Source organism: Agarivorans albus, assembly GCF_019670105.1.
Taxonomy (GTDB): domain Bacteria; phylum Pseudomonadota; class Gammaproteobacteria; order Enterobacterales; family Celerinatantimonadaceae; genus Agarivorans; species Agarivorans albus.
Genome location: NZ_AP023032.1, coordinates 3,042,601 through 3,067,859 on the forward strand (window position 1 = coordinate 3,042,601; position 25,259 = coordinate 3,067,859).

Annotated in this window: 19 protein-coding genes; 8 read left to right on the forward strand and 11 right to left on the reverse strand. The window is 43.6% G+C overall.

Features of this window, described 5'->3' with window-relative positions; translation table 11 throughout:
* Window position 1: 1 nt before the first annotated feature.
* Genes pstB through K5620_RS13730 form a run of 3 tightly spaced genes read right to left on the reverse strand, consistent with a single transcriptional unit; the run spans window position 2 to window position 4,735 of the window.
* Window positions 2-820, reverse strand: a complete 819-nt coding sequence (gene pstB / locus K5620_RS13720; RefSeq protein WP_016401740.1) for a phosphate ABC transporter ATP-binding protein PstB — start codon at window positions 818-820, stop codon at window positions 2-4.
* A gap of 26 nt (window positions 821-846) precedes the next feature.
* Window positions 847-2,502, reverse strand: a complete 1,656-nt coding sequence (gene pstA / locus K5620_RS13725) for a phosphate ABC transporter permease PstA (RefSeq protein WP_016401741.1) — start codon at window positions 2,500-2,502, stop codon at window positions 847-849.
* 22 nt (window positions 2,503-2,524) lie between these two features.
* Window positions 2,525-4,735 (reverse strand): ABC transporter permease subunit, encoded by a 2,211-nt coding sequence (locus K5620_RS13730; protein ID WP_040307150.1) that lies wholly within the window; start codon window positions 4,733-4,735, stop codon window positions 2,525-2,527.
* A gap of 323 nt (window positions 4,736-5,058) precedes the next feature.
* On the opposite strand from K5620_RS13730, the gene K5620_RS13735 reads away from it, so the two are divergent.
* Together K5620_RS13735 and ppk1 are read left to right on the forward strand one after the other, a co-directional pair.
* Entirely contained in the window at window positions 5,059-5,562 is a 504-nt protein-coding gene (locus K5620_RS13735) for a glycine cleavage system transcriptional repressor (protein WP_016401743.1), read from the forward strand.
* A 34-nt stretch (window positions 5,563-5,596) separates the two neighbouring features.
* Complete coding sequence (gene ppk1, locus K5620_RS13740; protein ID WP_016401744.1) at window positions 5,597-7,684, forward strand: polyphosphate kinase 1; 2,088 nt, start codon at window positions 5,597-5,599, stop codon at window positions 7,682-7,684.
* Between the two features lie 62 nt (window positions 7,685-7,746).
* Here ppk1 and K5620_RS13745 read toward each other — a convergent pair whose 3' ends face one another.
* Window positions 7,747-8,385 carry an HD domain-containing protein gene (locus tag K5620_RS13745; RefSeq protein WP_016401745.1) on the reverse strand — a complete coding sequence of 213 codons (639 nt, stop codon included), beginning with the start codon at window positions 8,383-8,385 and terminating at the stop codon, window positions 7,747-7,749.
* A gap of 243 nt (window positions 8,386-8,628) precedes the next feature.
* Between K5620_RS13745 and K5620_RS13750 the strand changes: the two genes are divergently transcribed.
* From K5620_RS13750 to K5620_RS13770, 5 genes are all read left to right on the forward strand, one after another.
* Window positions 8,629-9,342 carry a DUF2975 domain-containing protein gene (locus K5620_RS13750; protein WP_016401746.1) on the forward strand — a complete coding sequence of 238 codons (714 nt, stop codon included), beginning with the start codon at window positions 8,629-8,631 and terminating at the stop codon, window positions 9,340-9,342.
* Window positions 9,343-9,354: 12 nt separating this feature from the next.
* Window positions 9,355-9,573, forward strand: coding sequence for a helix-turn-helix domain-containing protein (locus K5620_RS13755; protein ID WP_016401747.1), 219 nt, complete (start codon window positions 9,355-9,357; stop codon window positions 9,571-9,573).
* A 49-nt stretch (window positions 9,574-9,622) separates the two neighbouring features.
* Window positions 9,623-10,123 (forward strand): hypothetical protein, encoded by a 501-nt coding sequence (locus K5620_RS13760; protein WP_016401748.1) that lies wholly within the window; start codon window positions 9,623-9,625, stop codon window positions 10,121-10,123.
* Window positions 10,124-10,522: 399 nt separating this feature from the next.
* Window positions 10,523-11,332 (forward strand): glycoside hydrolase family 11 protein, encoded by an 810-nt coding sequence (locus tag K5620_RS13765; RefSeq protein ID WP_016401749.1) that lies wholly within the window; start codon window positions 10,523-10,525, stop codon window positions 11,330-11,332.
* Window positions 11,333-11,405: 73 nt separating this feature from the next.
* Complete coding sequence (locus K5620_RS13770; RefSeq protein WP_016401750.1) at window positions 11,406-12,413, forward strand: hypothetical protein; 1,008 nt, start codon at window positions 11,406-11,408, stop codon at window positions 12,411-12,413.
* A gap of 6 nt (window positions 12,414-12,419) precedes the next feature.
* Here the strand turns inward: K5620_RS13770 and K5620_RS13775 are convergent, their stop codons facing one another.
* The 3 genes from K5620_RS13775 to K5620_RS13785 form a co-directional block, all read right to left on the reverse strand.
* A complete protein-coding gene (locus K5620_RS13775; protein ID WP_016401751.1) occupies window positions 12,420-14,534 on the reverse strand; it encodes an alpha-galactosidase in 2,115 nt (704 codons plus the stop codon).
* Window positions 14,535-14,539: 5 nt separating this feature from the next.
* Complete coding sequence (locus K5620_RS13780) at window positions 14,540-17,662, reverse strand: beta-galactosidase (protein WP_016401752.1); 3,123 nt, start codon at window positions 17,660-17,662, stop codon at window positions 14,540-14,542.
* A 240-nt stretch (window positions 17,663-17,902) separates the two neighbouring features.
* Window positions 17,903-18,850 carry a hypothetical protein gene (locus K5620_RS13785; RefSeq protein ID WP_221077384.1) on the reverse strand — a complete coding sequence of 316 codons (948 nt, stop codon included), beginning with the start codon at window positions 18,848-18,850 and terminating at the stop codon, window positions 17,903-17,905.
* A gap of 298 nt (window positions 18,851-19,148) precedes the next feature.
* On the opposite strand from K5620_RS13785, the gene K5620_RS13790 reads away from it, so the two are divergent.
* On the forward strand, window positions 19,149-19,634 hold the full coding sequence (locus K5620_RS13790) for a GNAT family N-acetyltransferase (RefSeq protein ID WP_016401755.1): 486 nt from the start codon (window positions 19,149-19,151) through the stop codon (window positions 19,632-19,634).
* 315 nt (window positions 19,635-19,949) lie between these two features.
* Here the strand turns inward: K5620_RS13790 and K5620_RS13795 are convergent, their stop codons facing one another.
* From K5620_RS13795 to K5620_RS13810, 4 genes are all read right to left on the reverse strand, one after another.
* Window positions 19,950-20,825 (reverse strand): Dyp-type peroxidase, encoded by an 876-nt coding sequence (locus tag K5620_RS13795; protein ID WP_016401756.1) that lies wholly within the window; start codon window positions 20,823-20,825, stop codon window positions 19,950-19,952.
* Between the two features lie 975 nt (window positions 20,826-21,800).
* Window positions 21,801-22,247: a tetratricopeptide repeat protein gene (locus tag K5620_RS13800; RefSeq protein ID WP_016401757.1), complete on the reverse strand. Its 447-nt coding sequence runs from the start codon at window positions 22,245-22,247 to the stop codon at window positions 21,801-21,803.
* Window positions 22,248-22,567: 320 nt separating this feature from the next.
* Window positions 22,568-23,542, reverse strand: coding sequence for a PstS family phosphate ABC transporter substrate-binding protein (locus tag K5620_RS13805; protein ID WP_016401758.1), 975 nt, complete (start codon window positions 23,540-23,542; stop codon window positions 22,568-22,570).
* Between the two features lie 245 nt (window positions 23,543-23,787).
* Window positions 23,788-25,251, reverse strand: a complete 1,464-nt coding sequence (locus K5620_RS13810) for a polysaccharide lyase family 7 protein (protein WP_016401759.1) — start codon at window positions 25,249-25,251, stop codon at window positions 23,788-23,790.
* Window positions 25,252-25,259 lie beyond the last annotated feature (8 nt).

A 25,259-nucleotide genomic window follows, 5' to 3' on the forward strand; every position in this document is an offset into this window, starting at 1 on the left:
GTTAACCGTAACGGCCTGTAATGTAATCTTCGGTTTGCTTCTTCGCTGGTGTTGTAAACAAGGTATTGGTATCAGCATATTCCACCATGTCGCCCATATACATAAAGGCGGTTTGGTCTGATACTCGCGCAGCTTGTTGCATGTTGTGAGTTACAATCACCACGGTGTAACGACTCTTGAGGTCGTTAATCAACTCTTCAATCGTCAATGTAGAAATTGGGTCAAGTGCTGATGTAGGTTCATCCAATAATAGCACTTCAGGTTCTATCGCAATGGCGCGGGCAATCACCAAACGCTGTTGCTGACCACCAGATAAGCCAAAAGCATTCTCGTGTAAGCGGTCTTTTACCTCTTCCCACAAGGCTGCACCACGTAGTGAGCGTTCTACGGCTTCATCTAATACGCGGCGATCTTTAATACCTTGAAGGCGTAAACCATATACTACATTCTCGTAAATAGACTTTGGGAATGGGTTTGGACGCTGAAACACCATACCAACGTTACGACGTAGCGCGGCTACGTCTACGCTTTTATCGTAAATGTTTTGTCCGTGTAGCAAGATCTCTCCGCTAATCTTACAAATATCAACCAAGTCATTCATACGGTTAATACAGCGCAGTAAGGTTGATTTACCGCAGCCCGACGGGCCAATAAAGGCGGTAACTTGCCCTTTCGGGATCTTCATCGACACATCGAACAAAGCTTGTTTGTTGCCGTAGTAAAGATCCAGGTTCTTTACTTCCAATGCAGTTTGCTCTGCAGTTAAGTTAGCCAAATCTAATTTAGTATCTCGACTATTTTCTGTATTCAAAGAAATCATTTTTTTTCCTACAAATTGCCGTTAGCTTATTGGTCTAACGTTTTAAACTTTTCGCGTAAACGGTTACGGATTTGGATGGCTGCTAAGTTTAAGCCAATAATAACCGTTACCAATAAAAATGCCGTGGCGTACACCAAAGGTCGAGCTGCTTCTACGTTCGGGCTTTGGAAACCCACATCATAAATGTGGAAGCCTAAGTGCATGAACTTGCGCTCTAGGTGAATGAACGGGAAGTTGCCATCAAGCGGTAATGTTGGTGCTAGTTTCACTACACCTACTAACATCAATGGTGCTACTTCACCGGCTGCACGGGCTACCGCCAAAATAAGGCCAGTCATAATCGCCGGGCTCGCCATAGGAATAACAATACGCCACAGCGTTTCTGCTTTGGTAGCACCTAAAGCTAGTGAGCCTTGACGCACCGCACTAGGAATACGCGACAAACCTTCTTCGGTAGATACAATCACCACTGGTAAGGTAAGAATAGCCAAGGTTAGGGCTGCCCAAATTACACCAGGTGAGCCAAAGGTCGGTGTAGGTAGTGACTCTTGATAGAACAAGGAATCAATACTGCCACCTAGCATATAAACAAAGAAACCTAAGCCAAATACACCGTAAACAATGGATGGAACACCTGCGAGGTTGATTACCGCAATGCGAATCAAACGGGTAAAGCTGTTATTGCCGGCATATTCGTGCAAGTAAATGGCTGCTACAACCCCTAGAGGCGTAACAATAACGGCCATCAACATCACCATGAATACCGTACCAAAGATAGCTGGGAATACCCCGCCTTCGGTATTAGCTTCACGTGGCTCAGACACAATAAATTTAACCGCCTGATGCCCCCAATGTGCTAGTTTTTGGAACCAGTTCATCTCATTTGGGAAGAACACATCCAATACATTATCCATTGGAATTGTCACCAACTCACCGCGCATATCACGGATAATTAATTGGTCACGGCGTGCTTCATCACGGTAAGCAAATAGTTGCTTCTCGAGTACCAAGTAGTCTTGATGCAATTGCTCGGCGTCGGCTTCAATACCGGCTAAGCGTTCAGGCGTTAGTTCATCAGCCAGCTCATACTTGCGCTGCTTTAAACGTAAACGCTCTAGGCTGTAGTTAATGCCACCAATATCATGACGCTGCAGCGAGTCGGCTTGATCAATAATGCCATTAGAGCGCTCTAACAACTCAAACAGCTTTTCGTGGTCAGCATCATCAGCAGCATTAATGGTGGTGTCACCTTTAACAATACCTTCAACGTAACCGTAAAAGTTACCGTTGGTGCGACGCTCAACTACTGCAATGCCTTCGGGCTGCTTTTTCGATAAGATTTCATTCTCGGTTAACCAACGAAAATCTAAGTTTACGTATTCACGGTTACCAGTCTTAATCAAAAAGCGCTCTACAAAATCGCCATCTAAGCCTTCTAAATTTGCACCAGAGGCTTTTAAGCGCTCAATAGGCACAAGCTCGGTGTCATACAACTCGCCAATCACAGTTTGAGTTTCACCAAACTGTTTGACTTCCATTTCAAGTACAGGACTTGGCCAGAAATAGACCAGACCGCGTGCGGCAATTAACAGCAGCAATCCAATCACTGCTACTAAGCTTATGCTTACCGCACCCGCTGTCATCCAAATCCACGGGTTACCTGATTTAAACCACTTATTCATCGGTTAGTTCCCATATCCCTATTTACAGCGAGCTGTATTTGTCGCGCAGACGTTGGCGCACAAATTCAGCAATGGTGTTAAATGCAAAGGTAAATACAAACAATACAAAGGCTGCTAAGAACAGCACTCGGTAGTGAGAGCTTCCCACTTCAGACTCTGGCATCTCTACCGCAATATTTGCCGACAAAGTACGCATGCCTTGGAAGATACTCCAATCCATTACTGGCGTATTACCGGTGGCCATAAGTACAATCATGGTTTCACCCACTGCGCGGCCAAGGCCCATCATTACCGCCGAGAAAATACCCGGGCTAGCGGTTAAAATCACCACTTTAGTGAGGGTTTGCCAAGGCGTGGCACCCAATGCTAAAGAGCCATTACTCAAATGCTTTGGCACCGAGAAAATTGCGTCTTCTGCAATAGAGAAAATCGTCGGAATAACCGCAAAGCCCATGGCTAAACCCACCACCATAGAGTTACGTTGGTCGAAGTTAATGCCTAGCTCGTTGGTTAGGTATAAACGTGCATCGCCGTCGAACATCCATTGCTCAAGCGCTGGACTAATTTGGATACAGCCCCAGCCAATAAACAAAACAACTGGAATAAGTACGATTGCATCCCAACCTTCTGGCAGCAACTGGCGTACTTTCTTCGGCATTTTTGACCAAGCAAAAGCAGTGAGCAAAAAGCCTACCGGTAGCAACAACATAATGGCAATTACGCCAGGTAAGTTGTCTTCAATTAATGGCGCTAACCATAAACCCGCCAAAAAGCCCAAAATTACCGTGGGTAAAGCTTCCATAATTTCTACGGTAGGCTTAACCACTTTGCGCAGAGGCGCTGACATAAAGTAAGCAGTGTAGATAGCCCCAGCTAAAGCAATAGGCGCTGCAAACAACATCGCGTAAAAAGCGGCTTTAATGGTACCAAAAGAAATTGGCACTAAGCTGAGCTTAGGCTCAAAGTCATCACTGGCTGAGGTTGATTGCCATACATATTGCGGCTCAGGGTAACCTTCGTACCAAATTTTGCTCCACAAGGCGCGCCACGTTACTTCTGGGTGCTCGTTATCTACGTGATAAAACTCAAGACCGTTTTCAGTCTCAGTGAGTAGACCACTGGCTCGCGGTGAGAAAGCTAAACTAAAGGCTTTAGCATCGGTCATTTCACGAACTAAACGGCCACCGCCGGTTGTGTGGAATAAGGTAATAGAGCCATCTTCCCCACTTACAGCAAAGCCCTTACGGAAGTACTCAACGCCAATTTCGTTTACTTTAGCGCCTGCATCAAATTCACGAATTTGCGTAAGCTTACGTACCCCATCTTTTGCAACATCAAACCACTGGCTTACTTTGCCATTGTCGTTTGCAACAATTAATGAACTTGCACCGGTTAGTAAGGCAATATCAGTGACATTGCTGTCGGTGCTATTAATAAAGTCCACTGAATTTAAGCGCACATTATCAATATCGGAGATATTGTAGTTAGCCAGCTGATTGCCGTTACGAATGTATAAACGGCGTAAGTCTGGCGTTACCAAAATTTGATCGATGTTGCTTGGCAAGCTAGGAATATCGGCCGTTTCGGGCAGCCATTCCAAAGACTCACTAAACATGTCTTCTTCGGCTTCGTAACGAACCAACAAGCCTCGGCCATCAGCGGTAACTGCTGCCACCACAGCCGACTCTTCTTGACGCTCAAAAGCCAACTGCTCAATGGCTTGGCCTTGTGGGTCAATAACTAGCGCTTGCTCACCCATCGGGTAAGCAATGCTTGGCGTAATCAAACGCTTGTCGTTAGGGTAACTAATACCAAATTTAGGTGAAACTATGTAAGCCAAGCCATCACTGGTACCGTAAGCCACCAAACCTTGGTTTGGCACTGTGCGGTCTGACGCAGTAATGTCTGCTTCAACTTGATAGTCTTGAAACTCGCGCTGGCTATCGATTAGGTTAAAAAAGCTTAACTGCCCGTCTTCATTAAAGCGGTAGGCAATTTCGTTTTGCTCTTCAACACCAATAGCCACTGTGGCACTGCTATCTTGTAACGGAATCGTTTTAGATTTTTCTAAACTCGCGCCGTAGAAGATAGGTGCAACTACATATAATAAATAGAAGAAAATTAAGATCAGTGCTAATAGAACAACAATCCCGCCAGCACTTACGCTGTAGCGGGTTAGTCGGTCCTTAATTAGCCGCTGAGCACTACTATTAAATGACACTGACTGCGTCATATATCCCTCACAATTTAATAGGTCTGGCGAAAGTATATGGCAGTTTTATGACAGTATTGTTACAGGGTGAAATACTAAAAAAAAAGTCACAATTGGGTGGGATAAAAAACGTTCACCAACTATGATTAACAAGTGTATGTTACATTTGTATGTACCTAATATTACAAAGAAATTATATTGCATGCTTGGCTGGCTTTTTACCCAAGCGCAGCTTTTAGTAGCTTCCTAATTACTTAAAAGCTATGCATACTTTAAACCCTCAGAAACATCGCTAATAGTTTGCTGTCATAAAACTATTGTGCGCTAGGCTATGGAGCAACAAGATGAAACAACTCGTGGTAAGTGTAATTGGCAAAGACCGACCTGGTATCGTTGATCAATTATCCTCATTAGTCGTTCAACACCAAGGTAACTGGCTAGCCAGCAGCCTAACCGAACTTGCTGGTCAATTTGCCGGAATATTGCACTTAGAAGTTGATGAACAGCACCTCAACGCACTTAGCCATGATCTACTTAACCAAGAAAATCTTTTGGTAAATATTGCTGAGGGCGATAGCAGTAATAGTGAAGAACAACAGCAAGTAGCAATAACCGTTACCGCGAATGACCGTGTGGGCATTGTGCAAGAGGTGACTCAAGCGCTAAATACACTGGGCGTAAGCTTAAGCGAGATTAATACTCACGTTGCCAGTGCTCCCAACTGGGGAGGCCTAATATTTACTGCTAATCTCACAGTGCCATGCGCCGACGATGAACAACTGGGAGCGATTCAAGAGTCTTTAGAGTCACTAGCCGATGACCTGATGGTAGATATTGAACAAGACTAATCCCTTTTTAAGAAGTAAGTACTAAAGGTGAATAATGAGCGACAGTCTATATATAGAAAAAGAGTTAAGTTGGCTTTCGTTTAACCAACGGGTCTTGCAAGAAGCCCAAGACCATTCAGTACCAATTATCGAACGTGTTCGATTTTTAGGTATTTTTTCCAACAACCAAGATGAGTTTTATAAAGTAAGGGTTGCCGCCTTAAAGCGCCGTATCATCCTTAACGAACTTAAATCTAAAGATGATGGATCAATCCAACTGCTCAATGACGTGCAGGCCAAGCTGGCAGAATTACAGCAAGATTTTGACGATACCTATCGCGAAATCATTCTCACTCTTGCTCGTCGAAACATCTTCTTAATTAATGAAGACCAGCTTAGCGACAACCACCAAAACTGGGTAAGAAAATACTTTAAAGACAAGGTGCTGCGTCATATTACGCCGATCGTATTGACCAAACGTACCGACTTGGTTCGCTTTTTAAAAGACGAATACACCTACCTCGCGGTAGAAGTAAAAAAGGCAGATAAAGAAAGCCACCTATTGATTGAGATCCCAACCGACAGCTTACCGCGTTTTGTGGTACTGCCGCCCGATGGCTCAAAAACCCGTAAAACCTTAATCATTTTGGATAACATCATCCGCTTCTGTTTAGATGATTTGTTACGAGGGTTTTACGAATACGATTCAGTTGCGGCCTATTCAATCAAAATGACTCGAGATGCCGAATACGATCTTACAGACGAAGTAGACCAAGGCCTGCTAGAAAAAATGTCTGAGGGTATTAAGCAGCGTTTAACCGCCGAACCAGTGCGCTTTGTTTACGATAGAGAAATGCCCAACAGCATGGTGAAGCGTTTAAGTAAAATGCTGCACATTTCTAAACTTGACCACAGCGTAAGTGGTAGCCGCTACCATAACTTTAAAGACTTTATTGGTTTTCCAAATGTTGGCAGAAAGTACTTAGAAAACCCTAAGCTGCCTGCTCTGAACTGCCGTGACTTCGACAGCTTTGATACGGTATTTAATGCCATTAGCGCGCGAGATATTCTACTCTACTACCCGTATCATAAATTCCGTTATATTTCAGAGTTTGTGCGCCAAGCGTCTTTTGACCCCAAAGTCACCAGCATCAAAATCAATATCTACCGTGTGGCGAAAAAGTCTCACTTAATGAACTCACTAATTGATGCCGCTAACAACGGCAAGCGAGTTACCGTGGTTATTGAACTACGCGCTCGCTTTGACGAGGGAGCCAACATTGGCTGGGCACAAATGCTCACCGATGCTGGTGTAAAAGTTGTTTTTGGTGTTCCTTCGCTAAAAGTACATTCAAAGTTATTATTGGTCACCCGCAAAGAAGACGACCAACGGGTGTATTACAGCCATATTGGTACCGGAAACTTCCACGAAAAAACGGCCAAAATTTACACCGACTTTGCACTGTTCACCAAAAACCAAGAAATTGGCCAAGAGGTGGAAAACGTATTTCGCTTTATCCAACAGCCCTATCGTCGTTTTAAATTCCAGCACCTTATTGTATCGCCTAACGATACACGCCGACGGTTGTTTAGCTTAATAGATTACGAAATCAATCAAGCTAACGCCGGAAACCCTGCGGCAATCACGATTAAAGTGAACAACTTAGTCGACAAAGGCGTAGTCACTCGTTTGTATGCGGCCAGTAAAGCTGGGGTTAAAATCCGTATGATTATTCGGGGCATGTGTTCATTAGTGCCAGGGCTTGAAGGCAACAATGACAACATAAAAATCATCAGTATTGTTGACCGCTTCCTTGAACATCCGCGAGTATTCCACTTCCATCACAGTGGCGAAGATCAGGTTTATATTGCTTCTTTTGACTGGATGACCCGTAACATTGAAGAGCGTGTTGAAGTTGGCGTGCCAATCTACAACGATGAGCTAAAACAGCGGGTGATTGACCTGTTAGACCTACAGTTTGCTGACACCACCAAAGCACGCATTATCGATGCCAAGCAGCAAAATCAGTATGTACAACGTGGTAACCGCCGTAAGATCCGCTCCCAAGTTTGGACTCACGATTACTTAAAGGCGATTGAATCTAAACCTCGCCGTAAAGTTGTGGAAGAAGACAATCCCTAAGCTTCTCACTAAACAAAAGGCCGCTAATTAGCGGCCTTTTGTTTAGGATGGGTCATGCAAACTTAGCGAGATGGCTCTAATTCGTGGCTCAATTGTGCTAAATATGCCTTCATATACTGGCTGCGTTGCTCCGCTTCACGTTTAGCCGCGTCGGTATGCACAGTATCTGCAATATTTAGCAACTTAGTAAAAAAATGATCAATGGTATATCGACTGTCATCCGGCTGCCGTGCCTCACACATTGGGTCTACATCACAATAAAGTGTACGTTGCAGGCTAGCACCCACTTGAATACAGCGACTAATACCTATGGCGCCTAGCGCGTCTATACGATCTGCATCTTGGACAATCTTTGCTTCAAGGCTTGTTGGCTTAATACCTGCGCTGTAACTATGGGCTTCTATTGCATGATGAATTTCACTTAAGTAATGAGTTGGGTAAGCAATTGACTTAAGAAAATCAATTGCCTTTTCTGCCGCTAAACTAGAAGCCTGCCTGCGCCGAGGGTGATTTTTAGGCAGTGATACACAATCGTGTAACCAAGCGGCTGGAGCCACTACTTCAAGTTTGCCCTCTTCTTGTTTACACAGGTAGGTAGCCAATTTAACGACTCGCTCAATATGGTCGATATCGTGGGCAGTATCACTGGTCTGCAGCCCCTGTAAAAACTGTCTGCAACGAGTCTCTAATTGCTTAATCATAAAGCTCAGAATAAGAGGTTAGTTAATGGGCGTAAACTACCCAAAAGCCCATTTCGAGTCAAAGCTACTAGATCAATTCTTCTCGGTTTCATCATCACTAAAGCAAGTAAAAGCCCGCTCAACTTTACGTGATTAAAGCTAGAAAAAGTGTTTACACAAATGATTTTATCATTCATTATTTAATGATAATCGATAAATAAATATCTTTTATCAGGAAAACTGCCTATATGGAGAAGCAAGGGTATGCAATCACTAGAAGCAATTAGTATCGTTGGTAAACGGATGCGACTAATGCTATGGGGCTTAGTTGCCTTAATTTTAATTTGTTTGGTGGGTTTCCCTAGCGAACTGGGCTTAGATATTGAACCAATGAAACACAGCCCTTGGGTATTTAGTTTTCACACGGTTATGGAAATGCTGTTTGGTTATCCCGAACTTATCTTAGAGAACGGTCAAATCATCGACAATGACCTGCATTTTGCTCCCGCTGAACCACTGTCACTCACTATGCGCCTTGTTGCAGTGGCTATATTTTTCACCACTAGCCTCATTATGGCTTGTTTGATTTGGCAAATTGACCGTTTGTTCTTAGCCTACAGTAAAGGCAAGGTTTTCACTCAAGAAACCACTCGCAGTTTTCAATATATTGGCTGGGCATTAGTTGCGCTATTTACAGTAAACAGTATTGCGAGCTATCTCATCGAGCAATTAGTGTTTCCTATGGAAATGCCGATTGGCTTGCCTTTCCCACCACCTCCAGAAGATGTATTTGGCTTTATGCCACCGCCGCCTCCAGAACACCTATTTGGCCTTATTCCACCGCCTCATGAATGGGTAAGCTTGGAGTATATACAGTTAGACTTCCCATTACTTCTAGCAGGCTTGTTTATGATTATGGTCGCCCACGTGATGAAGTTGGGCATGCAAATTCAAGCCGATGTTGACGCAACCATTTAGCAGGAGCGAGCAATGACGATAGTAATTAATCTAGACGTAATGCTAGCCAAAAGAAAAATGCGTTTGAACGATCTGTCAGACGCTGTGGGCATATCCGTTCAAAACTTATCGATTTTGAAAACAGGCCGCGCCAAAGCCATTAGGTTTTCAACACTAAGCGCAATTTGTCAGGTTTTAGAATGCCAACCTGGCGATTTACTCGAGTATCAGCCGGAGCAAGATGCTCGCTAATTCGATAAGACCAAACAGCAGAATTCAATAAAGTTACAAGGAACTAAACATGAACTACCGACTTAAACAAAACCTAAGACTGTTCGCACCTGTTCTTGCTTTTGCATTCTATTTTTCGGGTTTGCACGCAGAAGAAGTTCGCAATCTAGAAAACTTAAGCGACCCGTTTGTAGTAGTAGATTATGATGCCTCTATCGCTAACTTACCGAGCGATAAACAAGCTCTTGCAAGAGACTGGCGAAAGCAAATGCTCGCGTTAGAACAGCAATTAGAAAACGCTGAAAACAACGATAAGCTCAAAGTAAACGTCACCTTCAATACACTTTATCAGCAGTTAGATCAGCTATTCGCTGACAACCAAACTGATTTGATAAAGGTAAATGTACTAGCAAACTTAAGTAACGAAGAACAATTACAAGCTTTGGAGCTATGGCGAGATATCCAACTTAAAGAGATAGATCTGCTAAGTCACAATTATAGTGAAACCGAAGAACAAGAATTGTACAAAAAATACGCGAAGCTAGACGCAATTTTAGCTTCTATTGATTAGTTAAACTATTATATTGCAATTGAACGAATGTTCGATTAAACATCTTCTATTAGCCTCTAGCCAGCGTGAAATATAGCGATTGCTAAGATACCCAAGCAATCGCTTATAAAGCTGCATATCATTGTCCGCGCCCTCTTTTTATAAAGCCTTTACACTTTCTCACATGTCAATTTCGTTATCTCACAAGACGTTGAATTTCTTTGCTTAGTTTGACCAATTCTTGAGTTTTCACTATTCGATTTGACCTAAAAATTATATCAATCCAATACTAAGGAGTAACAAAAAATACACATTAGAATCACGTTGATAAACGTGCTCTTTAACGAGTGGTATGGTCACGCTACAGGAAATCATGTGTGACTAGTTCGTTGGTAACTTTAACGGAATAGGGACACCTAAATGAAAACTCCAATGTTAGCGCTAACATTAACCCTTAGCTCTTTACTCTTAACCGCTCCAAGCACGGTAAGTGCGGCAAGCATAGGCAAAACCATCTGCGATCCAGCAGCGGATTCCGGCAACGGGTATGGCTCTGGTTACTACGGCGGCCACTTTTATTCATGGTTTGAATTAAGCCAAAACAACATTAAAACCTGTGATGTAAAAATTGGTTTTTATAACGATGCCGGCCGCCACTATCGCGCTGAATGGAATATGGCAAAATCTTGGGGTGAAGATGCCATTGGCGGACTTGGCTGGGATAAAGGGGCGAGATATCGCAAGATTGGTTACAACGTTGGCGAGCTAACCAGTAACTCCAATATTCAAAAAGCCTTAGTAGCCCTATATGGTTGGTCATGTAGTGGCAGTACCTCGCAAGAATACTATGTTGTAGATACTTGGAAGGGGCCTGGGCAATTTGTACCTTGGGATGAAAATGCTGGCGCGCCGGCAAAAAGTAAAGGCACCGTTTACGCCAATAACGCCACTTACGATGTATACCTTGTAGACCGCAACGGCGCACAATATTGTGGCAGTGGAGAAAACCGAAGCTTCAAACAATTTTGGAGCGTACGCCGTTCACCCACTGCCCACGGAAACAACCAAGAGCTAAATTTTGGCCCACATGCCAACCGCTGGGATAATTCCGATCTAGGTTTTAAAACAGATGGATTAGCCAATGGTTACCAAATCTTAGCCATTGAGGTGTTTGGCGATGCAAACATCAATCACAAAGGTGCTGTAGACCTATCGCTTTGGTTACGATAGTGCCTAACTAAACCTAATACGAAGCTAAGTGTTGTGTAACGCTTAGCTTCGAAACGCATGGCAAGAAGCAATTATGAAGACTTATGGATGGGTACTCTCTTTAGCTGGCTCCTTTATCGCGGGCTACCTCGTTGCTGTTATCTACCATCCAAAGTCTAGCACTGAGGTTTTCTATCATGAAAACTCACAAACAGATTTAGCAACACTGGAAAACCCTGTAAATAGCAGTGCTAAAAATACAGATTTATTATTTAGAAATAGTAACTTAGAAGATAATTTCGCCAATCAGCCTGTTAGCAAACCAGCACAGGTTCTCGTTAAACACACTCCAGATAACATAGAGCTAAGCAACAAAGCACAGAATGAAGCTAAACCAAATAAAGCAGCCCAGTTCGATGCACTAAAGCACGCTATACAAAATAATCCTGCAAGCTTAGCGAACTCAATTGAGCAACTAGCCGTGCTTAACGTAGATAACCCTGATTTTGATTTACTACTCTCTGCTATTCAAAGCAGCGCTATCCCAAACAGTGAGCAAGCCTTGCTGGGCTTAGCAGAGCAGTACGCCATGCTAAGTGATGCCCAGTCTCAGCAGAAGTTTCTTTCGCTGCTAAGCAGCGCTTCGGAAATTAAGTCTCCGCTGCTGGTACAAGGCTTGGTAGACCTAGCAACACTAGAGCAAACCGATACCAATACACGAGTAGAAGCCTTAAGTTTGTTAAAGCCTTATCAAATCACAGATCCAGAGCGACAAGTAATTACGAGTGAATTGGAACAGCAAGTACTAACAGCCAATGGTGATGAAGCAGAAATGTTGCTATCTCAGCTGATGCGCTTTAGCCACAATCAACAGCGCTCAGGCATTGCTAGCGATATGCTTTATAACAGTTCACAAGCAATCCAACTTGCAGTACTAAACAACATTAATAGCGGCAGCATTCCTGCAGCGGATGACTTGAAAACCAAGCTATTAGATATGGCCAGCGATCAACAAGATTCCTTGTGGTTTGAAGCACAGCAAACCCTACTCACCTCTTTTGATTTAAGCCAACAAGAATACGCACGTCTTAGCGCTAACTAACTTAGCTTAAGCTTGGCGCGTTACGTTAATCAACATCGCGGTTTCTGGATCCATAATGGGTAACTGTAAGCCTAAGTTCATTAAACTCTCACCGCTAAGCAGACATGTTTTCTCAAGCCAGTTAGGAAACTTTTTCATAATGTGTTTAAAGTCTGGTTTATCCAATACTTCAACTTTATAAAGGGCTTGAGGCTGTAAGTTGATTAGCTTTAGTCTGCCCGGCAAAGTGTAAGCTGGCATAGACAACTGCACCGCCCAGTATACGCCTTCGCCTTTATCTTGGTCTAACACGCCATAAGCTTGCCAGCTATTATCACTAGCATTTAACTGATGAAAAGTGCCGGAATGCAGCAAGGGCCTCAGTGATTTATGTAAGGCAATATAGTGCGCAAACTGCTCTCGCTCTTTGGCATCAACTGCTACTGGATCTAACTCTACGCCCATATGGCCAACCAATGCGGTTAACCCCCTAAACCCAATGCTATGTTGTCGATAGGTGGTGTGGCTATGGGCAAGGCCAATGTGTGAGCCCATCACTTCTGGTGGGAAAAAGTACAACATCGCTGGCTGCATAATTTGTCGCTCTAGCGCGTCATTGCTATCTGAGAGCCAAAATCGATGGCTGCGCTTTAAAACTTCGTAGTCAATGCGACCGCCGCCCGAGGAACAGCTTTCGATTTCCAGCTCGGGGTGGCGTTTAGCCAATTCGTCCACCAAGGCATAAAAGGCTTGAGTTTGACCATGCACCGCCGCTTCACCTAGGTGGCTTGGTTGAACTAGCTCGCGGTTCATGTCCCACTTAATATAGGCAATAGCATATTCACTTAACAGGCTATCTAAGCGCTCAAGCAAATAGGCAAACACCTGAGGATTTTGTAAATCGAGTACATATTGGTAACGACCCGTTTTTTGTTGATAACCGGCCTGCCCCAATACCCATTCAGGGTGTTTACGATACAAATTTGAGTCGGGGTTAACCATCTCTGGTTCAAACCATAAACCAAACTCCATGCCTAATGCATGCACATGGTTTATCACTTCTTCTAAGCCTTGCGGATACTTTTGGTTATCTAAAAACCAATCTCCCAAACCTGCTTTATCGTGCTCTCGACCAATAAACCAGCCATCATCAATAATAAAGCGCTCTACACCAATATATGCTGCTAAGCTGGCCATTTGCTTAATGTAAGCAGGATCGTGGTCAAAATAGATCCCTTCCCAGGTGTTAAGGTGCACCGGTCTTGCTTTATCTGCTTCAGGAAAGCGAAGAATGTGACTACGCACATAATGGTGAAAGTTAGCGCTCATTGCGTTTAAGCCAGTGCTGGCGTAAGTCGCCATCAACTCTGGAGTTTGGTAACTTTCGCCTTTAGTCAAGCGAACTTCACCACTAAGCAATAACTCTTCGGCTTGTAACCAACGTCGCCCATCGGTTTTTACACCGCTTTGAATACGGTGATTACCACTCCAAGCGAAATGAAAACCAAACACTTCTCCCACTTGGTGAGAAAAACCTTTGCTGCCGATAATCGCTCCCGGAAAATACTGGTGTGAAGTACGCCCACGACGGTTCTCTTGGCTTATTATCCCCCGCTCCAAGGGCTGACGGTGCTGCTGAAACTCTTTAGTCCAGCGGCCATGTAATGATAACAGTTCATCGCAATAGGCTGGCAAAGGCAGGGCCAGCGCCAAGCGCTGCAAATTATAAGCTTGTTCGCCAAGGTTAGTTACCTTACTTTGCAAGGTAAGCACATCACTCGCCTCATCAAGGCTTACACTTAAGCTAAGCGCTAATTCTGCACGGCTATCTACGGCTTCTACAATTAACTTGCTATGACCTTCAAGGGTGGCGTTAGCGGTAAAGCTTGGGCACCAATCTTTACCGGCGCGGTTTCCCTCTAAGCCTGGGCTCGAGAACCACCCTTCACTGGCCTCGGGGCAAAGGGTTAACGGCACGTCTTCATCTAAGCTTGCTTCAGGCACCGGCCGGCTAATGGCATCCAGCAAGGCTTCATCGATTGGGCCATTAAGCTTTGCGCCCCAATAAATGATTTCTGGTAGGCTGTTGGTTTGCTTTAACAGCAAGCTACTGCTTCGCCCGAATAAATGAAACAAGCTCATAGCAACTATCCTTGTGCGGTAAAATCAATGTGGTAGCTAAAGTAGTTCTCTAGTACCTGATGTTTAGGGTGTACCGAAGGACTCCAAGAGTCATCTCCCCCTACTCCTTGGTGGGCAACATCTAAATGTACAAACACACTGCCACTGTCTTTAAGCTGATAATTATGTGTTGCGTCGCTTAAGTCTTGCTGGCTAAAACGACTCGCTGTCATTTGCAAACTCGGTTGGCAGTGCAGCTCTACATTCAACTGCTGTTCATGCTTAAGAGACAACTGCCTGACCTCTCCCCTCCCGCCATTTTCACTAGGGAAAATATAGGGGGTATGCAAGTTATCGACAGTTTCACTATAGCGGCTGACGGTAGCAGCGGCTAAACGGTCTCGGTAATTTTCATGTGGACCCAAACCAAACCACGACAGCTCACTAAATTGTTTGTCTAGGCTTAAGCTCAGCCCAACCCTTGGCAGAGGCGGCAAGTAAGCAGCGGCGTTCACCTCACAATCAAAAGCCACCTTGTCGGCGCTAATCACATAACGGTGTAACACCTTAAAAGCGGTTTTCTGCTGATGGCGATACTCGCTACTGCATTCCACAAGCCAGCATCCGTTGCTAAGTTGAGAGAAATTAAAATCTAAAGCTTCACGTTTTAATTGATGAAGACCAGCACTTTGCCAACGGGCAATCCACGAGTTGGGATCCATTTGGCTAGCTTCACTTACTCCAATATCATTATCGAGCGGAGCACGGTAAAAATTATCAACCGGTGCGGCGGTAAACAACTGCTTTTCATTTACTGTCCAAGCTAGCCATTGCGCGCTAACACAATCAAATTCAAGCAGCTGCTTTGAGCTCTCAAAGCGTATTCTGCGATCTTGCTGAGTGCATTTAACTTCAGCTTTATTTAATGGTTTAGGGCTATTTAAACCGCCAAAGGCTAACTTAAATTGTTGTTTTGCCAAACTATGGCCAGCCAGTGCCCAAGCAGTAGCCTGTTTCAGTTTAATGTTTATAGTTAGCCAAAACTCACCACTAGTTTGAGTCGCTAAATCTTGCATGGCTGCCTTTGGCAAACACATTATTTGCTGCTCACCAGCTTGCAAGCTTAAGCTAAACTCGCCTTGGCTAAATAGCTCGCCATTGCGCTCTATTCGCCACTCCCCTGCGGTGTTACTACTATCATTTACTAAGTGCTCATTGCTGATTAACACCTCACCCTTGGCTAGGTTTTCTGCACTTATCTGCCAGTATTGCTGTAAATACTTAATTTCATGCAAACTAGGGTGGGGGCTGCGATCTGGGAAAATCAACCCGTTAATACAAAACTGGCGATCATTAGGTTGGTCGCCAAAATCGCCCCCATAAGCCCAGTATGTTTCTCCAGAATCACTTTGCTTGGTAATACCTTGGTCGACCCAGTCCCAAATAAAACCGCCCTGCAAGCGAGGATGCAAACGAAATGCTCGCCAGTACTCTTCAATACTTCCCAAGCTGTTGCCCATCGCATGGGCATACTCACACAAAATAAGCGGACGCTGTTCGTTAGGGTCGGCAATATGCGCGGTAATCGCTCGCTTAGGGATCCCTTCTCCTGCGGTATCCCAATCGACTCGAGCATACATTGGGCACAAAATATCAGTAGCGGGAGTATCGGCCCCACCCCCTTCGTATTGAATGGGACGACTTTGATCTGCTTGTTTCAACCAGCCATACATTGCATCGTGATTGCTGCCGTAACCAGACTCATTACCCAAAGACCAAATAATGATCGACGGATGGTTTTTGTCACGTGCTACCATGCGGGTTACTCGCTGCATGTAAGCATGCATCCACTGCGGATCGTCCGACAAACGTTTCATCGGAAACATACCATGGGTTTCTAGGTTGGTTTCATCAACTAACAATAATCCGTATTCATCACAGAGCTCATACCAACGTGGGTGATTAGGATAATGCGCGGTGCGTACAGCATTAAAGTTGTTCTGCTTAAGCAACTTTATGTCTTGCAACATAGTGGCTTCGGTCATCACGTGTCCAAGCTCTGGGTCATGTTCGTGGCGGTTTACCCCACGAATTAACACCGGTTTGCCGTTGAGTTTCAATAAACCATCGCTAATTTCTACGCAGCGAAAGCCCACCGAGCTTTGTTCCACTTCCAGTACGTTTCCTTTAGCATCCAATAAACTTAAGACCGCTCTGTACAAATTAGGCTGTTCGTCACTCCAGAGCTTAGGTTCAACAACAGTGCTGCTTAAAAAGATACGATCGGCAAAGCCGCCTTTTTCATCCACCGACAAATTGTTGGTGGATTCTCGCACTGGGTTAGCGAATACCGCGCCATCACCGTCATAAAGCTGCAACTCAATTTGGTAGCCGTCTAACTGCGCTAAACTAGCCCCAGCCAGTTGAACCTCTACTTGCAACTGCGCATCTCGATAACAAGCGTCTAGTTGGGTATGGATGCTAAAGTCTGCAATATGGACTTGCGGCTTAGCGTAAATGCTCACGTCACGAAAAATGCCGCTTAACCACCACATATCTTGATCTTCTAGGTAACTCCCATCACTCCAGCGATAAACAATCACACACAGTTGGTTGGTCCCCTCTTGTAAAAAAGGCCCAATATCAAATTCGCTGGCTAAACGGCTATCTTGTCCGTAACCCACTTGTTGGCCATTTATAACTACGTGAAAGGCAGAGTTAACCCCTTCAAAACGCAAACGCACTTGTTTATTAGCCCAAGCAGCTTGGTAGTTAAACTCTGTACGATAAACCCCCGTAGGGTTATCACTAGGCACGTAGGGAGGATTTACTTCAAAGGGGTAAATGACATTGGTATAAATGGCTTTATCAAAGCCCTGTAACTGCCAATTACCAGGCACTGCTATGCTTTTCCAACTACCCTTGCTGCCAGCAATTAGCGCATCACTCAATTGCTCAGGCTGTTTGAGCAAACAAAAATTCCACTGCCCATTTAAACTGAGCTGATGCTCTGCCTGTTGCAGATTTAAGGCTGCATCTAAGCCACTATATGAAGCTAAAGGTACATGTGAGGGTAAGCGATTACGCTCAGTAACAGAGGGATTTTCCCAATCTTTTTGGGCTAACAGTGTGGCGCTTACTCGCGTCATTCTTATCTCCATAAACCAAGTAGTACAATGTAGGCGCTTGTTATCTAACTGCTAAGCCCTAACGGGCGGATATACCAATTGCAGTGATAACAAGTTTATTGGCTGATTTTAGTTGGCCTATCTCCGCAAAAATGAGAGCGTACTCACGAAAGCAGGAAAACGTTTACACAAAAGTAAATGAAATGTAACTACTAGCGAGTAGTTACATTTGGTTTAGTAGAAAAACAAAGCGTAAAGCGCTTAGGAAATTTGGGGATTTTTGCGTGCTAGTCGCGCACTAATCACCCCAAGAACAGCAAGTATGAATATGCCAAAGGTACTTGGTTCATTGATACGCGTAATAGAAGGATCGGAAGGGTCTCGCGCCCAAACGTTTAAGTGCGATATAGCCTGGGCACTATTCCCATTCGGATTAAGAAAATCCCCAGTATTTAAACTACCAGATAGCTTATACGGGGTATTAAAGTTTAAACTTGAAGCGGGATAATCACTTAATTCCTGAGCAAAAATATCGATAAAGTCGAAGTCGTAAAGTATAAAACCATTACCCGCTTTTATAGAGAACACAAGATGGTCGAAAGTCGCCTCACCTAACAACTGAGATACTTGGTCGATAATACTTGGATCGGTTTCTATAACCCAATCTACTGCCTTGCACTCGCCGTTATCATCATCCACACAAGTAAACGTCATGTTTAGCAGAGCGTCGATATCAAGGAATAATCCACCACTAGCAATTGGCCCTGCCTGATCATAGTTCACCGCTAATTGGTCATTCTGCCCTATCGCGCCACCTACACTAGCCAAGTGAATCCAGCCTGGGTCATCGGCAATGCCTGCAGGAAAGTCATCCAAATTTTGCAGCTCTTCTGGCTCAATAAAAAATAAAGAGTTATCAGGCCCATACTTAGTATTGAGCAAACCATCGTCTTTTTGACCAATATTCACCTGAGGATCGTTCGCGTTGCCGTCATCATTTCCATCAAACACCAAACAAGCACTGGCAGAATAAGATGGATTGACGCCTCCCAACAATTCACTTGCCTCTCCTGATTCCATAATAGAATTTAAGGTAGCACGAGAGGGGTCACACACTCCGCCCACCACGAAGCTTGTTACTGGTGTAGCCCAAAGGCTGAAGGAAGATAGAATGGCAAAGAAGCCGACCACAATAGGCAAAGTTTTCATAAAACTAACGCTCTTTTTGGTATAGCCGATGCTGATAACGATACCAATAAAGTCCCATTATTAGTGATATCTAAGTAAAAGCATAAACTAAGCCACCAGTTATAAGTAACCTCATTTCAATAACTTGAATTTTCTAATAAAAAATCAAATTATCAGCATGTAAAAAACTTGGACAGTTGTAACAACTATTTTACACTGATAATTTTATCTAATAATCAGTTACTTACTAATAAGATTTAGATAGAGCGAACGCACTTCAATTGCTACACTGCGGCAAAGAATTGCAATAGGAAAAACAATGACCACCGTATACTACCTACAACAAACTCAGCTTGAGCAACTCAACGCTAAGCCCCTTCCAGAACATGTAAGAATTGAAGAAGTAAAAACCAATCAGGCTGAGCTAAGTCGCCAGTTTTATAGCGAAGTAGGAAAACACTGGCAATGGAACGATAAGCTTGTGTGGACAGAGCAACAGTGGGCCGACTATACCCAGCCAGCAAACTTACGAACCTTTGGCGCTTATTCAGGTGAGCAATTTGTCGGTTACTTTGAACTAAATAAACATCAAGATAACAGTGTAGAAATCATCTACTTTGGTCTAGATAAAGCATTCTTTGGCCAAGGCTTAGGCGGCGGTTTACTCAGCCAGTGCATTAAAACGGCATGGCAATGGCAAGCAACACGTGTATGGGTACACACCTGTGATTTAGACCACCCGGCAGCACTTGCTAACTATAAAGCTCGAGGTATGGCGCTTTATAAAACCGAGCTTGAAGAATAAAATTGGCGTTCATCCTATTTCGATGAACGCCAACTAGGGTCTGTTGATCTTTGATGTTAAAATTTTGTTCGAGATAAGCGGGCTTTAATCGCGGCGAGCACTTAGAAGCCTAGTGGGCTAAGCAAGAAGTGCTTAACAAAGAGTAAAGTTCGCTTATCCGAACCCTTCGGGCAGCATTTCTTAGCCATTTATTCAGCGTTAGCGAGTGATAATTAAGCCCACTTAACTGCACACTCACTGCCTTTCCTAAATGGCTAATAAATTACTGCAAAAACCATCAGCAAAGATCAACAGACCCTAATAAGCTTGGTTAAACTAAAGCTGTAGGTAGCATAAATCTAGCTGTTCACCATCTACTGGTGGGCACCAGTAATAAGCGGTGCTTAGTGGGCGGCTAAATTCAAACAAGCCATCTTCAATACCATCTTCACAACCCAGCATACGTTTTAGCTGCGCCTCAAAAGGGTAAAAGCTGTTAGCAAAACACACAAAGTTTAAACCACAATCTTGCTGCTCTATCCAAGGTAAGCTGCGGCGTAACATAAAGGCTTCTGGAGTAAAGCTCTCTTGAGCTGTGCGACGCACGTGAGCTGAAGGTGGCGACTCTGGAAATTCCACATTGTCACTTTTGCGGCGACCGATAATATCATCTTGATGTTTGCTTGGCAGGCTATTGAAATGTTTAAGTTGATGTTGCCACTTTTGCACCGCTAGCATGGTTGAACCAGCAATGCCCTTCTCGCCAGTTAAGGCTACCACTTGCTCAGCGTTGTCTTCTGGATTTTCGGTGCCATCTACGTAACCCGATAGATCTCGTCCCTCTCGGTGACAAAAGCCATCTACTTGTTCGTTTAAACTAAAGCTTGGCACTAAAACATCTAACCACTCTTGCACACGCAGCATCACTTCACCAGGATCGCTGCCACTTGCTCGCAGCCATAAATCATCTTGGTTAGCTGGACTGGTGCGTTTTGGCCCTTGAATACTCTCGGCACTCTTTACACCTTCTACTACAGTGTTATTCATAGCGAGCAATGGCTGGCCAAAACCAATCACCGTATCTTCTGCTCGGTAAAGCGCTTGAATTTGACTTAAACAATCAGCTAGGGCCTCACGGTTAACGAGGCTAAAGCGCAAAAAACTAGCATGATGCTGTTGAGACTTAAGAATAAGAGGTTGAACTAACGACATAAAAATTTCTCATTTAACAATCACTGCCTAGCAGTATAAGTAATTTTGTCGGGAAGTAATTTGATACGGGGTAAAAAAATTTTTAAAACGAAAAATGCCTGATGCTTTTAAGCTATCAGGCATTTTAGAACATTTGACTCATAGTGTATTCTCGCTCAGTTGACTGTCACTCTCTCGGCATTGCGAAAGGCTAAGTGCTAAGCCCACATGTTCAAATGTGAGGATTAACGGTGTAGGTTGTTAGAATCTGTTGCTTTGTAATCCGCAGCTTTAGTGAAATAGTAAGTTGTATATAAAGAACCAAAGTAATCAAACATAGTGTTTCTCCTAGAAACTAAAAAGTGTGAACCAGCTCACGGAAAGAATAATAATGTGACACACATCACATTGCAAGCTTGTTTTAGAGTTTTTGCTAAAATAATTTGCTCAGGAAACGAACAAGATGGGAAGCGCGGGGAAAAGAATAAAAAATGCCTGAAGGAGCGAGCTCGTTTCAGGCACTGGGGTTAACTTGATTCATTACAATTATCTCTGCTGTCGTTTATCTTGCTCTAAGCACCCGAAACGAACATAAGTTGATAATGCTGAACCAATGATCGGATGAAGAACCATATATCCACCTTTAACTAGTCTTAACGGTGAATATCTTTGCGAGTTTCGCAATAAAAGTTGTAATCATCAGCTTTAGTAAAATAATACGACGAGTAAAGTGCGCCAAAGTAATCAAACATAATCTTTCTCCTAAGTATTTAATATCATTAGTGTCTCAAATCAAACGTGATCCAAGTCACACCTATAATTTAGTGTGACACGAATCACATTTCAAGTGACAATTTCATTAAAACCGAAGTTCACCTAGATATGTTGCTGAAAGGATTTTCACCGCTGCTCAATCACTATAAATCACTAAATAAACTCTATTTTCAAAATTTACCACCAAAGCCAAAACGTCGCCGATTAGCGACAAAATCTATATTATTCAGCAAGATAGCGAGAAATCGCCAATTCTAGCTGTTGTTGTTCTTGGCAATTACCACAATATTGTTCCAATCGTGCTAAGTTTTGCTCTGCTCGCGCTAACTCTTGCAGACTCAAGTACAGCTCTCCCGAATACTCTAAAGCGCCAAGATGAGAAGGTTTGATAGACAAGGCTTGCTGATAAGCATACAAAGCTTGCTGGTAGTGGCCTTGCTTACGCAAGCTAAAGCCGAGTAGGTTCCAAGCGTCGGCTGAGCGGCGACCCTTTTTACTTTGCAGGTAGTCACTGAGCCATTCGCTAGCTTGAAGATAGTTTTGTTCACTAAGCATGGCTTCAGCAGCACTAAGCGGCTTACTGCTCTTTTGAGATTCATATCGACCACTTCCTGCAGCGTTCACTTGTGAAGCCAAAAACAGACCAAGCAGCAAGGTAACAAGTTTCATGGTTATTTCCTTATTTGTACCAATCGTACTAATTAACTGATCATTCAATCTGCTTAGAAAACTCGATAACTGCGTTAGAATTTTTGATTGTAGAATAACTACTTATCGAAAATCTCTGTCTTAATCTCGAGTATTTTTCCTGCGCTATTGCTGATCGCTTACTTAGTGTGATTGGTATTAGAGATGTATCTAGAGTACGGCGGCAATGCTTGAGAAGTTCAGTAGAGTTGCTTGAAGTTAGCGCTGATGGCGAGTTTTGGTGGAGACTTAATAGCAAAAAACCCCGCCGCAGCGAGGTTTTATTATTAGCTACTCTCAGATTATAGAGAGATACCTAATTTTTCTAGGTCAGCCATAACTACTTTTGAAGGTAGTGGTACGTAACCGTCTTTAGCAACAATTGTTTGACCTGTTTTAGACAGAATCATTTTTAGGAACTCACGCTCCATTGGTGCTAATGGCTTGTTAGGGTGCTTGTTAACGTAAACGTATAAGAAGCGAGATAGTGGGTACTTACCAGTAGCGGCGTTGTCTAAAGTAGCTTCAATGTAGTCATTACCTTTCTTGGCAAGAGCAACAGCTTTAACACCAGACGTTTTGTAACCGATACCTGAGTAACCGATAGCGTTCAAAGAAGAAGATACAGACTGAACAACTGAAGCAGAACCAGGCTGTTCGTTTACAGTGTTCTTGAAGTCACCCTTACAAAGTGCTTTCTTCTTGAAGTAACCGTAAGTACCAGATACTGAGTTACGGCCGAACAATTGAATGTCTTTATCAGCCCAAGAACCTTCTAGACCAACTTGGCTCCAACGGTCAGCAACTGCGTTCTCACCACACTTAAGAGTAGAAGAGAAGATAGCGTCAACTTGAGCAAGGTTTAAACCTTCGATTGGGTTGTCTTTATGAACAAATACAGCCAATGCGTCGATAGCTACGCGAACTGGAGTTGGCTTGTAACCGAAGCGCTTTTCGAAAGCTTCTACTTCTTTGCTCTTCATTTGACGGCTCATTGGGCCGAACTGAGAAGTACCTTCAGTTAGAGCTGGAGGAGCAGTAGAAGAACCAGCAGCTTGAATTTGTACGTTTACGTTAGGGTATTCACGCTTAAACTCTTCAGCCCACAAAGTCATCATGTTGGCTAAAGTATCAGAACCTACAGATGAAAGGTTACCTGAAACACCAGTTGTTTTCTTGTATTCAGGAAGAGTGGCATCCAGGCCAGCTGCAAGTACGGTAGTTGTTACCAATGAGGCAGAAATAGCTACTGCACTAAGCAATTTTTTAAATGTCATCTTTATCTCCATAAATGACGCGTTGAGTTATTTTCGTCATGTAGTATTGGTGAATTCGATGACAATTATATTTCTGCAGTGTGACAGTTATATGTCAGTCTATTATTTTCGTAAAAAAACTGTCTTTTTTGCCAAGCAATGAAAATAACTAATTGAATTAGCAGACAATTAACCACAGAAAATAATAGTGTTTTTTGATAAAGCAGCGGGAAAAGCTCGGTAGATAGTCTACCGAGCTTTTAATTTTAAGGGTTATAACCTTGGTGAGTATTACTCAAAGCATAAAAAGTGGCTTGCACGTAGTCGTCAACATCGCCAGATTTATTTTGATTGTATACCCCAGCTTTAAAGTACATATATTGGTCTGGGTCGTCGTAAGCGCTGTCGCTCATATCGTAGCTTGCAGAAACGTCAGCTTTACCCTCACGAATAATGGTAACGCTTAGGGTATTAGCGACAACCTTAATCCGATAGCTAAATTTCTCGTCTAGCGCGATACCATCGGAAGGATTGCTAGCAGTATTACTTCTGCTACCTATCATCTCCACCCAATCATCATCAGATTGATTTCGCGACTCGTGAGCAAAATAGATAGCCCCTTTATCATTGTTAGGCAACTTACGGTAATAAAGGCGGATCGGCTCATCATCATTAGCATGAATTTGACCAATGATTACTCGACCAATTTGATAATCTTCCCCGGTAGTTGTGACATGGTTTACCGCCAATGTGGCAAACAGTTCACCGTTCACTCCACCCGCATTATTTTGCGCGCTGCTAGGCGCACTAGAAAATACCCAGTTGTTTTTATTTACACCTTGGGTACTTATGCTGGTATCACCACGTCGTAGCATTTCTCGTAACTCGGTACGAACATAAGTAGTATTTGCGGAGGTTTTATAACCATAGATAGGGGTTTTGAATACCATGCCACCATCGGCTCCGGTATAAAAATACTCGCTGTTCTCATAACCGTTGTTTAGCTCAGACTCTTTAATCGAGTCTGCAGTGCCAGAGTTATCGGTATCAGTAGGTATGCTCAAATACCAATCTTGTAAGTCAAAGTTGCCTGATGGCGGTAAAGATGGGTTAAGATCTTCAACCGGCTCGGTAATAACTTCGTCGTTGCAGCCTTCTGCAGTCACTTCAATGACACTGTTCCAATTACTCTCTGAGTTGCCGTTGCCGGTTAAGCGCAAGTATTGAACATTTTCAATTAACTCATCTGTTAGCGTAATCACTTCTGCATTGCCGGTAGCTTTGTCAGACATTCCGCCTGTCACTACATCCTGCCACTGCAGATTATCGGTAGAAATTGCTAAGTCATAATAGGCAAAACGACTAGTATTGTTCAGCCAATAAAGGTTAATACTCGTAACAATTGAAGGACTACTTAGGCTGTAGGTTATTTGCTTGCCAATCCCTTCCGACGACCAACGCGACTCGCTGTCATAGTTACCGTCAATAGAATTCTCTGGCCCATAGCCCACTTTATGGTTTCCATCATCACTGGCTTGGCTAATGCTTAACACTTTAGGGCTAAGGCAACTTGGATCTATTGGGTCTGTGGGTGGCTCAGGAGTTGTTGGCTCTTCGGGCGTACTTGGCTCATTGCCAGGATCAGCCACTCCAGCGGTTTCAGAAGAACCGCCACACCCCGCCAAAGATAACAGCAACACCAAGCCAAGGGGCTTTCCAATCAACTTCATATTAAGTA